Here is a 12,469-nt window from a genome sequence, read left to right as displayed (position 1 = left end):
TCTCCCTCGCCCGATGACCGAACTAAGTTACAGATACAAAATGACAAATAATAACTGGCTGGGGCGCTAGGATTCGAACCTAGGATCTCTTGAGCCAGAATCAAGCGCCTTACCACTTGGCCACGCCCCATTGGATGAATATTTGGCTGGGATGAACCGTCATATGGTACAAGATTTTGGGGCGAATGACAATGCGCTAGCGGCGGGGGCGGAGTTTTTTGAGCTGAGGGAGGGCGCGGCGGACGATGCCGATACCGTACACCAGAAACACGAGGATGGCGGCGATGATGGCGATGGCGTCCTCGGAGGCGTCGATGTTGTAGTGGTCGGTGAGGCGGACCCACATACCGAATTCATCGAAGGCGAGGGCGAGGCCGGCGCCGTAGAAAAAGGCCTGCACGCGGCGGGCGCGGTCGGTGATGAGGGCGATGAAGCCCATGGTAGCGAGCACGAAGAAGCCGTAAATGAAATGATGGACGTGCGTGCCGTGGACGTGGACGAACAGATACGGGAAGTGCTGCACGGTAAACCGCGCCAGGAAGAAGGTGGGCAGAAAGCCGACCAAGATCCAAAATGGGATTTGTTTGCGGCGGTGCAGGATGAGCTCGCGGAAGGCGTAGCGGAAGGGTTTGAGAAAAGGCCTGAGGAGGAGCATGGGTTAGAGCTGCTTTTGGATTAGATAAATGGTGCCGGAGTAATCGTCGGAGAGGTAGAGGTTGCCCAGCGCGTCGAAGGTGAGGTCGACCGGGCGGGCGGAGACGCTGCGGCCGGCGATGAAGCCGGTGACGATATCGGTGGTGCCGGTGATGGTGTTGCCACGGACGGTGAGGCGCACCACTTTGTAGCCGTCGGGTACGCTGCGGTTCCAGGAGCCGTGGTAGGCCACGAGCAGGTCGCCTTGCTGGTCGGTGGGCCATTGCGGGGAGGCGATGAAGGCGAGGCCGAGCGGCGCATTGTGGGCGGGGACGCCGTAGATGGGCCCAACGGTGGAGGCGCAGGGGTCGGCGAGGTAGGCGGCGTGATCGAAGGCGGTGTCGTGGATTTTGGCGCCGTAACAGATCGGCCAGCCGTAGTTGGAGCCGTCGTGGATGATGTCGATTTCGTCGGGCGGGGTGGTATCGCCGAGGTTGTCGCGGCCCATTTCGGTGGACCAGAGCTCCTTGGTGGCGGGGTTGATGGCCATGAACGGGGCGTTGCGCAGGCCGGAGGCGAACGTGCGCAGATTGTGGCCGTCGGCGTCGGCCGTGAGGATGGTGGCGGAGTGCGGGTCGGATTCGCGGCAGACATTGCAGGTGGAGCCGACCGAGATGTACAGCTGGTCGTCGGCGCCGAAGGTGATGGTGCGTTTGTTGTGGTCGGGGTTGGGGGTGGGGAGTTTGAATAATTCTTGGCCGGTGGTGGCGGCGAGCGTAGTTTCGTCCCAGGCGTAGCGCATCACGCGGCCGGTTTCGGCCACATACAAGTAGCCGCCGCGGAAAGCCAGGCCATGGGGGTTGTCGCCGCCGGTGAGAATGATTTTGGCGGAATCGGCGGCGCCGTCGTGGTTGCTGTCGGGCAGGGCGGTGATGGTGCGCGCCTTGGGATCGGACACGAGCAAGGTGCCGCCGGGCGAAAATTGCAGATCGCGCGCGGTGCCTTGGCGGTCGGCGAACACATGGATGGCATAGCCGGCCGGCACGGTGAGCGGCGCCTTGGGGGCGGGCCCCGCCGACATGGCGTACGGCGGCGTGGCGGCGGGGCTGGGCTGGGCGGCCGTCGCCGTGGGCGTCGGCGCGGGGGCGCGATAGACCCCGCGCCCTGGCGGCCGGATGGCCGCGGCGGCGAAGACGGCGGCGCCGGCCACCGCCACGAGCGCGGCGGCTACCAAGCCGGCCCGGCGCCACGGCACGATCACGGCCTCGAGCTGCGAGCGGTCGACGGCGCCAAAGTGGCGGCTATCGTGCGAGTCGGCGGGGTTGTCGCCGGCCAGCCACACCTGGCGGCCGTCGATGCGTTCGATGCGCTTGAGCAGCGGGTCGCCGCCGGCGCGCGCCACCACGGTTTGGCCGGGGCGGGGCACAAACCAGCGGCAGCCCAACACGACGTCGCCCGGCCGGTGCGTCGGCTGCATGCTGTGACCCGCCACGCGGTAGAGCCCCAGGGGCCAGAGTTTGCGCATGCGCTACTTGGCCGCGGCTTTCGTGGCGTTAAATATTTCGGTAATTTCGGCAATGAGATCGAGTAATTTCTGACCTTCTTCGGGTTCGACGTGGTGCTTGCACTCCCCCGCCTGCTTCGTGGCTCGCCAAAAGAGGTCGTGGAGGTTGGGATGTTTTTCGAGATGCTCAGGCTTGAAATAATCGGTCCAGAGCACCCACAAATGGCGCTTCACTAGTTCGGTACGCTCTTCTTTGATAATAATGGCGCGGGTACGAAAGACTTGGTCGGTGTTGTCGGCATATTTTTGCATAATTTTGTGAACCGACTCGGCCTCTATGCGGGCCTGGGCTGGGTCGTAAACGCCGCACGGCAGGTCGCAGTGCGCATACACAGTGGTGGTGGGCAATACGTCGATAAGTCTCATCATTTTCTCCATATTCTGTCCCTCATTATACGCCGAGAATGAAAGGGTGGCTTGTGTGGAGATGATGCTTACGTTTATAGTAAATCTATGATTCGTGTGATGGATGGAGTGCGGCCGACGCCAATGCGTCCTCGGGCGACTGTTTTGCAACAGCCGATGATGGCACGCCCCCTGACGGCGGCGCCGGAGGCGCGCGGCTACACGGTGGGCATGGACGGCATTCGCCGGCCGGTGCCGCGCACGACGCCGCGCGAAGTGGTGGCGGCGATGCAAGCGCCGGCTGCGACGCTCACTCCGGCCTGGCAGCTGCCGTCGCTGCGACTGCCGCACATTGGTTGGCGGCGGCCGGCCATCGCCTTTGGGCTGGTGGCGACGGCGCTGGTGGTTTCCACGCTCACGGTGAGCCGGCTGTCGACGCCGGCGACTTCGACGGCCCGGGCGGCCGAGAAGCCGGCGCCGAGCCCGGCTGCGACCCCAGCGCCGGCCGTGGCGGCGGCAACTCCGGCGCCGACGCCGCAAAAAGCCGGCTTGCAGCAGATTTTGGATGATTTTTCGGCCGCCAATCCGGGTAAATTTGGGATTGTGGTCAAAGATCTGTCCAGCGGCGCCACCGCCAGCATCAATCCTGATCAGCAAATGGAAAGTGCCAGCCTCTATAAGCTGTTTGTGGCTCAGCGCATCTACCAGCAGATCGACCTCGGTAAGCTCGATTACGGACAAGCGGCCGGCGGCGGCACAGGGCGCAATATCAGCGACTGTTTGCGCGTGATGATTAATGTTTCGGACAACGCCTGCGGGCGTGCTTTGGGCGATATTCTCGGTTGGGGCCAGCAAAACCAGGCGCTGCAGATAGAAGGTTACACGCAAACGAATTTGGCTACCCCGCAAAAAACCTCGGCTCAGGATGTATCAACGTTGTTGACGCGACTCTACAGCGGCACGCTGGTGTCGTCGAATTCGACTAATAACTTCATGGGGCTGCTCAAGGATCAGCGGGTGAACAACCGCCTGCCGCAAGGTTTGCCGGCGGGAACGGTGATCGCCCACAAAACCGGCGATCTGGATGGATTCGTGCATGACGCGGGCGTGGTGTACGGCCCCAAGACTAATTATTTGGTGGTAGTGACCTCGGGTCCGTGGAATACACCGGGTGGCGCACCCGCGCTGTTTGGGGATTTGTCGTCTAAATTGTGGAATTATTTCGAACTTTAGAGGCGTTTCTGGAGCAGCCGATAGGTCTGGAGGGCGCGCTCACGTTCAGTATGGAGCGTGCGGCGGCCATGGGGCGTGAGACGGTATTTTTGTGGGCGAGTATCGGCGGTGGCCGCTACGAGACCAGCTGCGATTAAGCGCGGCATTTCGCGATACACTGATCGGCTGCTTATGAGAATAGCGCCCCGGACATCGGCGATCATTTGTTGTTCAATGGCGTAGACATGCGCCTCGCCGGTGGCGAGAGCTGCGAGGACGCTGAGTGAGAATGGTTTGGGTGGCACGATGGATGGTACTCCGGAATTTTCGTTCTTTCGGGAAGAGTGTACGTGACGGCAACGCATACATCGTGTAGTATACCGCCAAATTGACATATTGTGAGCGTGATTTGTGTCAGTTTGGCGGTAAGTGCTGTGTTGTGTGTGTCGGCGGGGGTGGGGTTCCGGCGCGCGGCGGGGTTATGGTCGCAGATCGGGCCGAAACTGGCGAGTTTTGGCCTCGGCCTGGGTGCGGCGCCAAGCGGCGATTTCGGCGTGGTGGCCGTTTTGGAGCACCTCCGGCACCTCGGCGCCGCGGAATTCGGCCGGGCGGGTGTAGTGGGGGTATTCGAGGAGGGTGGGATCGCTGAATGATTCGTCGTGGGCGGATTGTTCGCCTCCCAGCACCCCGGGAATGAGGCGGATGACGCTGTCGGCGATCACCATGGCGGGGAGTTCGCCGCCAGTTAGCACGTAGTCGCCGATGGAAATTTGATCGTCGACGTAGCTATAAATGCGCTCGTCGAAGCCCTCGTAGTGGCCGGCCAGCAAAATGAGTCCGGGGAGACGGGCCAGTGCGGCGGCGGTGGCTTGGTCGTAGCGGTGGCCGCCAGGCGTGAGCGCAATGACACGAGCACCGGGGCTGGCGGCGCGGGCAGCCTCAATCGCCGCCACTACCGGCTCGACCCGCAGCACCATCCCGTCGCCGCCGCCGTAGGGCGTATCGTCGACGGTGCGGCGCGAACCCAGGCCAAAATCGCGCAGGTCGATCAAATTGATCTGCGCCAGTCCCCTCTCCTGGGCTTTCCACAGCATGCTCATGTCGAACGGACCTTTGAACATGTCCGGGAAGAGCGTGATAATATCGATTTTCATGGGGCGTCGTTTATTTACAGGTCGAGGTCGTCGAGATCAGCAAATTCGCGCTTGGTGCGAGCCAGCATTTCAGCTTCGGCATCCTCAACGGGAGCGGCGGCGGCGGGGACTTCTTCGAGCGGCAACTCATCGGCGGCGGCGGCGTGATGTTCGCTGCCTTCGGGCTCGATGATCTTAAGGTTGACGCGGGCGTCGTTGCGCGAGCCGAGTACCCGCAGCAGCGTGCGGATGCTCTTGGCGGTGGCGCCGGCCTTGCCGATCACCTTGCCCATGTCTTCGGGGTTTACTGATAACTCAAGCAGGACGCCCATGTCATCGACAGAGCGCTTCACCACCACGTCGTCGGGGTGACTCACTAAGGCCCTAACGACGTACTCTACAAATTCCTTATCCATGTCCGGCATACACCACTCCTTACAGAATTATGGATGTTGGAGATATCATATCATTTTTATAGCGATCAGGGACCTACGATCTACGTAGTTTCGGTGCTATCATCCGGGAGCGCGTCGGCTTCGGCCTCAGCGGGCGAAACTTCGGTGGCGGCTTCCTCGGCCGGAGCCTCGACTACCTTGGGAGCTTTGGTTTTGAGTTTCACCCACTTGGGCAGCTCAACTTTTTCGCGCATCAGGAGTTTCACGACGGTATTCGACGGCTGGGCGCCATTGGCCATGTGCTTGACGATTTCGTCGGTTTTGAGCACGATTTCCTTGGTGTGAGGATTGTAGTGACCAAGGATGGCGACAAATTTACCCGTAGCGGTACGAGCCGATTCGGCCGCAACAACGCGGTAGGTCGGGTATTTGTTACGGCCGGTGCGGGCCAAGCGAATAACTAACAAATGAAGTGTTCCTGGATTATTCCTGATATGTGGTTACAACGAAGTTGAGTTTAACGATTTTTGCGGTATAAGTCAACAGATTGGCTAGCGGGCGGCGAGTTGGGTGGCTTGCTCGAGGCGCATGGAGATGAGGCTGGAAATGTGGTGGTCGCCCATGGTGACGCCGAAGAGGACTTTGGCGGCTTTCATGGTTTGGCGGTTGTGGGTGATGACGATGAGCTGCGAGTATTGCTCGAGCTCGGCGAGGATGGTGGCGAGGCGGCCGGAGTTGGCTTCGTCGAGAGCGGCGTCGATTTCGTCGAGCACGACGAAGGGGCTGGGGTTGACGCGCAGGATGGCGGCCACCAGCGCGACGCCGGCCAGCGCGCGTTCGCCACCGGAGAGCGCCGCGATAGTGGCGAGGCGTTTGCCTTTGGGGCTGGCTTTAATGGTGATGCCGTAGCCCGCGTCGTCTGACTGGGTGAGTTCAAGCGAGGCCGAGCCGCCCTCGAACAGGCGGGTGAAATAATGGCTAAATTGCTCGGCCAGAGCGTCGAAATTGTCTTTGAAACGGGATTTAATGAGAGTTTCGAGCTCGGCGACGAGCTTGCGCAGGTCGGCCTCGGCTTGCTCGAGGTCGGCGATTTGGGTGGTGAGGTCGGATTGGCGGGCGGTGACTTCGTGGTACTCGGCGAGATGGTCTTGGTAGACCTGGGTGCGGGCCTCGAGCAGTGTTTCGGCCCGGGCGAGCTGGTCGCTGAGGGTGGCGAAGGAATCGAAGGGCGGCGAGACGGCGGCTGTGGTGGGGGCGGCGGGAACGGCCCAATCGGCGGCGAGCTGGTTGAGCTCGGCGAGACGCGCGGCGGCGGCCTCGCGGTCGTCGCGCAGGCGGGCCTGCTCGGCGGCGAGGGCGGTGAGCTCGGCGCGCGTGCGCTCGAGCCGGCCGAGCTGATCGGCGACGGCCAGAGTAACGGCGGAGCCGGAGCTCAGCCGAGCGAGCTCGGCGCGGCCGGATTCGAGCTGGGCGGTGGCGGCGGCGAGCGCGGTAGTGGCCCGGTGTTCGGCCACTGTGAGCTTGGCGAGCGCGCGGGCGCTGCGTTCGAGTGGGTCGAGCTCCAGCTCGAGTTCCTCGCGCCGGGCGTTGAGGCGTTCGACCTCCGTCTGCTGATGGGCAAGGTCGATCTCGAGTGAACGGCCGGCGATCGAGAGATTGGTTTGGTGCTCAATGGCGGTATCGCGCGCGGTCATGGCGGCTTCGAGCTGTTTTTGGGAGACTTTCAGATCGGCGAGGAGCTCGGCGGCCCCGGTGCGGGTGGCATGGCTGAGCAACCGTCCGGCCTTGTGGATAAGTAAGCGGATTTGCTCGGCGGTGAATTGCGGCGTGCCGAGACCCTGGGCTAAGGTTTTGAGAATTTGCAGTGCGTGTTCGAGGTATTGATCGCGGGCGCCGTCGCCGGTGTCTTCGCGAATGGTGATCAACGCTGCCTGCGCGGCAGTGACGGCGCGGTTGGCGCGAGTGGCGGCCTTGGCGGCACGAGCGGCGGACTCGGCGTTTGAGGCCAGTGCGGTGTGGGTGGCGGCCAGGCGGTTGGTAGCGGCGCGCAGGTCGGCGATGGAGGTCTTGAGCCGCACCGTGAGCTCGGTGGCGGCGCCGGCATCGCGCTCGGCGATGGCCATGGCGGCACCGGCCGTGGTGAGCTCGGTGGCCGCCTCGTCGCGGGCGCGCTCCAGGGCGGCGACTTCGGCCTGGAGCTGCTCGCGGCGGCGGGCGGCGGCGACTTCGGCCTGGCGGCGACGGGCGGCGGCGTGGCTCAACGCGTGGTGCTGGTGGCGCAGGCGGTGAGCGGCGGCGGCCAGGTCGGCGAGACGGCTCGCCGCGGCGGCGTGAGCGGCGGCCCATTGAGCGCGGCCGGCCGCCACCACCGCGGCGCGCAGGTCGGCCACGCGGCCCGCCAGCTGCTCGCGCTCGCTGGCCGCATCCACCGCCGTCTGCAGCGAGCCCAGGCGCGGCGCCAGCTCGGCCGCGATGTCGCGCAGGCGCGTGAGGTTGGCGGCGGTGGCGGTGAGTTTGCGCAGCGCGGCTTCGCGGCCGAGCTCGGGGCCGCGGATGCCGGCGGCCTCATCAAACAGGAGCTTGCGCTCGGCCGGCGAGCTGGTGAGCATGGTATCGATCATGCCTTGGCCGATGACGGCGTAGGTGCCGGCGCCCACCCCGGCCTGGGCCAGCAGCGCCTGGAGGTCGGCCAGCCGCACACTGCGCCCGGCCAAGCGGTAATCGGTTTCGCCGCTGCGGTACATGCGCCGCGAAATTTCGACCTCGGTGAGGTCGAGCGCAAAGGCGCCGTCTTCGTTATCAAACAGCAGCGTAACCTCGGCAAAACTGGCGCGGGCACGGTGGTCATTGCCGGCAAACACCAGTTCGTCGCGCCCCTCGAGCCTTAGCCGATTCTTGCCCTGTTCGCCCAGCGCCCAACGGATAGCGTCGGCCAAGTTGCTCTTGCCAGAGCCATTTGGTCCCACCACGGCCGTGATGCCGGGCTCGAGATCGATCACCGTTTTATTGGCAAACGACTTGAACCCGGTGACCGTTACGCGCCTAAGCAGCATGTAGTTTATCTCGCAACACCATTAGCTTTATTGTAGCAAATAAACGGGCGCCGAAATGACTCGCCGCCGCTCCCACAACACTAGGGGAGCGGCGGCGGTCGCCTGACGGGACCGCGAAGCGAGCATCAGGCGACGGGCGGACGGGTTGTGGAGGGGGCGGGGTCATTCGCGTTAACCATGCCGGTCAGCACGGTGCTGACGGCGGCGATGATGGCGGCGCGGAAGTGTGGCACCAGCGGCAGCAGCGACGGGAAGTTGTGCGGCGCCCCGAAGAGCGTCACCATGTCGCCAGGGCCGCCCGGACCGGGCCAGGGGTAACGGTAGCGGATGGTGGGGTCTAGGCCGGCCCCTAGGTTGAAGGCGGGGATGGGGAGCCGCTGCATCGGGCCCAGGAGCTGGGGCGTATTCCGGATGAGGCGGAGGATGGTGCGAGCCCGCGGGCCGTGCAGCACACTGTCGACGGTGTGCCGCAGCACGTCGCGGCGGTAGGGGCCCAGCAGTTGCGTCCCCAGCGAGACCCAGAAGGCGATCAGCCCTTCGACGGCCAGGTAGGCCAGCTTGGGCATCAGCAGCGGGATGGGCCGGCGGTCGAACACTGCGTTGACCGGTCCGGCCAGGTTGACGACCCCGCCGACGTACTGCGGCCGCTTGAGCGCCACGCCGTAGACCAGGTAGCCGCCAAGCGAGTGGCCAATCCATAGAGCACGCTCGATTCCGCAGGACTCAGCCCAGTCGCCCAGGCAGTCGATGAGCTCGTCGTAGGTGTCGACCCGGCAGGAGCGGGCGTGATTGGGCAGGAACGGGGCCAAGACGGTGAGGTTGAGCTCCTGGCTCAACCACGCCAGCCACCCCAGATCGAGACCCGGTATGCCGCCCAGGCCGTGCAGGTGCACGACCAGCTGGTCGCCGGTGCCGATGCGCAGGTAGCGAACGTACCGGCCTCCCAGCAAGTTTTTCGCCACGCAGGCTTCGATCGGCACGCGGGTGCGCGCTGGAGTGCGATGCTTTGACGGCCGCATGGGCCATCACCCCCAAAACGAAGGAACCGGCACCATGCCGGATTCCGGACGGTGTCCGGTATGGTTATACCGTAAATACTCGAGGAATGCTATCTAGGCTTTGGGCTGGGCGAGCTTGGCGAGTGCGGCGGCGGCGGCTTCTTGCTGGCCGGCCTGCTTGCTCGAACCGGAACCCTGGCCGTAGAGGGTGTCGCCTACATACACACCGATGGTGAAGACTTTGTCGTGATCGGGGCCGGCTTCTTCCATGACACGATAAGCGGGTGTGAGGCCGAAGCGTTCCTGGGCGAGTTCCTGGAATTTGCTCTTGGGGTCCATCCAGGCGCCGGATTCGAGGATATGCTCGAGGCGGGAAATGATATGGTCGGCGATGAAGCGCTTGGCGGTATCGTAGCCTTGGTCCAGGTAGGTGGCGCCGATGATGGCCTCGACGGCGTTGGCCGAAATGAGGGCGTGCGAGCGGGCGTTGCCCTTGGCTTCGCCGCGGCTGAGCTTGAAGTATTCGGCGATCTGGAGCTTTTCGGCCACGGCGGCGAGCGATTCGGTTTTCACGAGTGCGCTGCGCCAGTTGGTGAGATCGCCCTCGGGATTGGGATAATTGCGATACAGGTGGTCGGTGACTACGAGCTCGAGAACGGCGTCGCCGAGAAACTCAATGCGCTCATTGTGCTCGAGGCCGAGCTTGGGGTGCTCGTTGAGATACGAGCGGTGAGTAAACGCGCGCTCGAGCAGAGATACGTCGTTAAATTTGATGCCGATGCGGTCTTGGAATTCGTCGAGTGGGTTCATGATGATGGGATGAGTTTAGGAGTTTTGACAGCCGGAAGGTTGGCAGCGATGCCGAGCTTGGACAGCCCGAGCCGGAAGAGCCGCTCGGTGTCGCGGTATTCGATGAGGCCCAGGGCTTTGTCGGCCGGAAACCATTTGGCGTCGACAATGCCTTCGGAGTCTTCGGCTACTACCGCGTCGGTGTCGCCGAGTGCCTCCATCAGATAGACGTGCGTGGTCATGAAGATCAGCTTGCCCTCTTTACGATAGAAAAAATGGAGCTTATCGAGCTTGTCGCCCAAGCGAAATTCTTGTAGGCCGGTTTCTTCGGCTACTTCGCGCAGGGCGGTTTGTTCGAGACTTTCGCCGGCCTCCACGTGGCCCTTGGGGATGGTCCAGCGGCCCAGCCGGTCCTGGATCATCAGGATGTCGACGTGGCTACCGGCGCGGCGGTACACCACACCGCCGGCGGTGTATTCGCGAACGGCCTTGGTGGCGCGATTAGTTTTCGGCTTTGTCGAGCGGTTTGGCCGCCGGTTCTTCTTCTGGTTCATAGAAATCACTGTTTCGGTAAATGGTTCCCAGCACACCGTTGATGAATTTGCTGGAGTTTTCGCCGCCAAACGTTTTGGCGAGCTCGACGGCTTCGTTGATGGCCACCTTGGGGGGAACATCGCGCTTGATCATGAGTTCGTACACCCCGATGCGCAGGACGATTTTGTCGATTTTGGCGATCTGGTCGACCGGCCATTCGGGCGCGGCCGGGGCGATCATGCCGTCGATTTCGGTCTGATGGCTATGCACACCGTCTACGACATCTTCGACGAAATTGGTGTCGTCGATGCTGGAGCGGAATTCATCGAGGTTGCGCTGCAAAATCGGCGAAAGCTCGAGCGAGGTCTCATCGCCGGCGCGAAAATCATGCTCATAGAGCGTCTGCATCGCAACGATGCGGCCGAGGTGACGGTTGGAGGCCATCGCGGGCGCCCCTAGGCCTTCTTGGGATTCTTGAGTAAGCCGAGCTCGGCAGCCTTTTTGAGGCGGCGAGGAATGAGTGCACCGGCAGCGGTGCGAATAAGCTGGGTGGGGACGAGCGCCAGGTGCGAGCGACGCTGGCCCTGGGCGGTTCTAGTAGTGCGTTTCTTAGGTACGGCCACGCTTGGTTCCTTTCGTGATGCGCGCGCGTTGTGCTACGCGCGTGCTGGTATCTGCTTCTTTAGTATACTGCTCTGCCGCGTCTTGGATACCCGGACAATCGGGCCGACACAGGATCTGCAGGGGAATATCCAGAATGAGCTCCTGACCAATGACGGGCGCGAGATCAATCTCGTCGTCTTCAATGGGCAGCTGATCGTCCATGGGACTCTCTGCGTATTCTTGGGCCAGGTTGACGTGGGTGGGGCGGCTAAAAGTGCTTAAACAACGGTGGCATTCGAGTTCAATCTCGGTCATGACGCGCCCGCGGACGAGCAGGCTTGAATCGAGGCGTGAGATGGTGATCTCCCCCTCGATGTCTCGGGTCAGCGTGAGCCCGTCGATTTCTGGGCGTTCGCCCGAAATCTTGTAGGCCCGGCTGTACCCGACCGATTCAACTAGAATGTCGCGTACGTTGATGTGCATAGCACTCTTGCGCAGGAGTATATCTTATTTTGTGGTTAGGTGCAACCTGTCGGGCCTCCTATTTGCCCCCGAACCACGCGCACAGTGCTGCCCAGATGAGACCGAGCGGAATCCATAGCGCACTCACGATGAGCAGGATGCGGCGATGGCGGGGGCTCGAGCGACGCAGCGAGCGCACAGTATCGAAGGTGATGAGCTTGAGCTCGGGTACGGCAATGTAGACGAGCTGCAGGACCAGCCAATAGATGAGGGCAAAGCCGCCGAGCCCGAGCAGCCAGGCTGCGGGACCGATAGCGCGGGTGGCGAGAAAGCTCAGGGCGAGGCCGGCCAGGGCGGCCGCCCAGCCGAATTCCTCTAGCTGCGACCAAACATAGCTGCGGGCCTGCATGCGGCGCTTGGTGGGCGTAACGCCCTGGCCGGTTTCGGGCGCGGCGGCGGGCTCGGACGCGCGGCGGGTGCTGGTGCGCGCAGTGGCAGCGGTGGCGTCGGCCTGGACGTCGCGATGGCGGTCAAATTCGCGCTTGGCGGCGGCGTCGCTCAGCAGGTGGTAGGCGCGATTGACGCGATCCATGGCCTCGGGACTGCCGCCGGCGTCGGGGTGGGCGGATTTGGCGCGCGTGCGGTAGGCGCGTTTGATTTCATCGGTGGTGGCACCGCGCGACACGCCAAGTACGGCGTAGGGATCGACTTCGGGGTCTACGACGGGGATTGAAGCCACTGGCGCCCG

At 63.2% G+C, this 12,469-nt stretch carries 16 protein-coding genes and 1 tRNA gene; 1 reads left to right on the top strand and 16 read right to left on the bottom strand.

What is annotated here, in order from left to right; translation table 11 throughout:
* Nucleotides 1–55: 55 nt before the first annotated feature.
* The 4 genes from VMT30_04990 to sodN form a co-directional block, all read right to left on the bottom strand.
* A tRNA-Gln gene (locus VMT30_04990) sits at nucleotides 56–130 on the bottom strand.
* A 66-nt stretch (nucleotides 131–196) separates the two neighbouring features.
* Nucleotides 197–655: a hypothetical protein gene (locus VMT30_04985; protein HVQ44291.1), complete on the bottom strand. Its 459-nt coding sequence runs from the start codon at nucleotides 653–655 to the stop codon at nucleotides 197–199.
* Nucleotides 656–658: 3 nt separating this feature from the next.
* The gene (locus VMT30_04980) at nucleotides 659–2,158 is read right to left on the bottom strand and encodes a PQQ-dependent sugar dehydrogenase (protein ID HVQ44290.1); all 1,500 of its coding nucleotides are present in this window, start codon (nucleotides 2,156–2,158) and stop codon (nucleotides 659–661) included.
* 3 nt (nucleotides 2,159–2,161) lie between these two features.
* The gene (gene sodN, locus VMT30_04975; protein HVQ44289.1) at nucleotides 2,162–2,563 is read right to left on the bottom strand and encodes a superoxide dismutase, Ni; all 402 of its coding nucleotides are present in this window, start codon (nucleotides 2,561–2,563) and stop codon (nucleotides 2,162–2,164) included.
* Nucleotides 2,564–2,650: 87 nt separating this feature from the next.
* Here sodN and VMT30_04970 point away from each other — a divergent pair, with 87 nt between their 5' ends.
* Complete coding sequence (locus VMT30_04970; protein HVQ44288.1) at nucleotides 2,651–3,775, top strand: serine hydrolase; 1,125 nt, start codon at nucleotides 2,651–2,653, stop codon at nucleotides 3,773–3,775.
* On the opposite strand, the gene VMT30_04965 is transcribed toward VMT30_04970, so the two are convergent.
* The 12 genes from VMT30_04965 to VMT30_04910 form a co-directional block, all read right to left on the bottom strand.
* Nucleotides 3,772–4,059 carry a helix-turn-helix transcriptional regulator gene (locus VMT30_04965; protein HVQ44287.1) on the bottom strand — a complete coding sequence of 96 codons (288 nt, stop codon included), beginning with the start codon at nucleotides 4,057–4,059 and terminating at the stop codon, nucleotides 3,772–3,774. The two genes, VMT30_04970 and VMT30_04965, sit on opposite strands and share 4 nt — an antisense overlap.
* 174 nt (nucleotides 4,060–4,233) lie before the next feature.
* Nucleotides 4,234–4,908, bottom strand: coding sequence for a tRNA (guanosine(37)-N1)-methyltransferase TrmD (gene trmD / locus VMT30_04960; GenBank protein ID HVQ44286.1), 675 nt, complete (start codon nucleotides 4,906–4,908; stop codon nucleotides 4,234–4,236).
* A gap of 14 nt (nucleotides 4,909–4,922) precedes the next feature.
* Nucleotides 4,923–5,312, bottom strand: a complete 390-nt coding sequence (locus tag VMT30_04955) for a KH domain-containing protein (GenBank protein ID HVQ44285.1) — start codon at nucleotides 5,310–5,312, stop codon at nucleotides 4,923–4,925.
* Between the two features lie 71 nt (nucleotides 5,313–5,383).
* Nucleotides 5,384–5,749: a 30S ribosomal protein S16 gene (gene rpsP / locus VMT30_04950; protein ID HVQ44284.1), complete on the bottom strand. Its 366-nt coding sequence runs from the start codon at nucleotides 5,747–5,749 to the stop codon at nucleotides 5,384–5,386.
* A gap of 84 nt (nucleotides 5,750–5,833) precedes the next feature.
* Nucleotides 5,834–8,335 (bottom strand): AAA family ATPase, encoded by a 2,502-nt coding sequence (locus VMT30_04945; protein HVQ44283.1) that lies wholly within the window; start codon nucleotides 8,333–8,335, stop codon nucleotides 5,834–5,836.
* A 125-nt stretch (nucleotides 8,336–8,460) separates the two neighbouring features.
* On the bottom strand, nucleotides 8,461–9,315 hold the full coding sequence (locus VMT30_04940; protein ID HVQ44282.1) for a hypothetical protein: 855 nt from the start codon (nucleotides 9,313–9,315) through the stop codon (nucleotides 8,461–8,463).
* 132 nt (nucleotides 9,316–9,447) lie between these two features.
* On the bottom strand, nucleotides 9,448–10,143 hold the full coding sequence (gene rnc, locus VMT30_04935) for a ribonuclease III (GenBank protein HVQ44281.1): 696 nt from the start codon (nucleotides 10,141–10,143) through the stop codon (nucleotides 9,448–9,450).
* Nucleotides 10,140–10,676 (bottom strand): NUDIX domain-containing protein, encoded by a 537-nt coding sequence (locus tag VMT30_04930; GenBank protein ID HVQ44280.1) that lies wholly within the window; start codon nucleotides 10,674–10,676, stop codon nucleotides 10,140–10,142. The genes rnc and VMT30_04930 overlap by 4 nt, the downstream gene beginning before the upstream one ends.
* Nucleotides 10,624–11,100 carry a transcription antitermination factor NusB gene (nusB, locus tag VMT30_04925; GenBank protein HVQ44279.1) on the bottom strand — a complete coding sequence of 159 codons (477 nt, stop codon included), beginning with the start codon at nucleotides 11,098–11,100 and terminating at the stop codon, nucleotides 10,624–10,626. The genes VMT30_04930 and nusB overlap by 53 nt, the downstream gene beginning before the upstream one ends.
* 11 nt (nucleotides 11,101–11,111) lie before the next feature.
* Nucleotides 11,112–11,279: a 50S ribosomal protein L32 gene (rpmF, locus tag VMT30_04920; GenBank protein ID HVQ44278.1), complete on the bottom strand. Its 168-nt coding sequence runs from the start codon at nucleotides 11,277–11,279 to the stop codon at nucleotides 11,112–11,114.
* Nucleotides 11,266–11,742: a DUF177 domain-containing protein gene (locus VMT30_04915; GenBank protein HVQ44277.1), complete on the bottom strand. Its 477-nt coding sequence runs from the start codon at nucleotides 11,740–11,742 to the stop codon at nucleotides 11,266–11,268. Before VMT30_04915 ends, rpmF begins: the two co-directional genes overlap by 14 nt.
* A 58-nt stretch (nucleotides 11,743–11,800) precedes the next feature.
* Complete coding sequence (locus VMT30_04910) at nucleotides 11,801–12,460, bottom strand: J domain-containing protein (protein ID HVQ44276.1); 660 nt, start codon at nucleotides 12,458–12,460, stop codon at nucleotides 11,801–11,803.
* Between the last annotated feature and the right edge of the window lie 9 nt (nucleotides 12,461–12,469).

Source organism: Candidatus Saccharimonadia bacterium, assembly GCA_035544015.1.
Classification (GTDB): domain Bacteria; phylum Patescibacteriota; class Saccharimonadia; order UBA4664; family UBA4664; genus UBA5169.
Note: the sequence above shows the minus strand (reverse complement) of the source record. Positions and strands in the feature narration are given on the sequence as shown.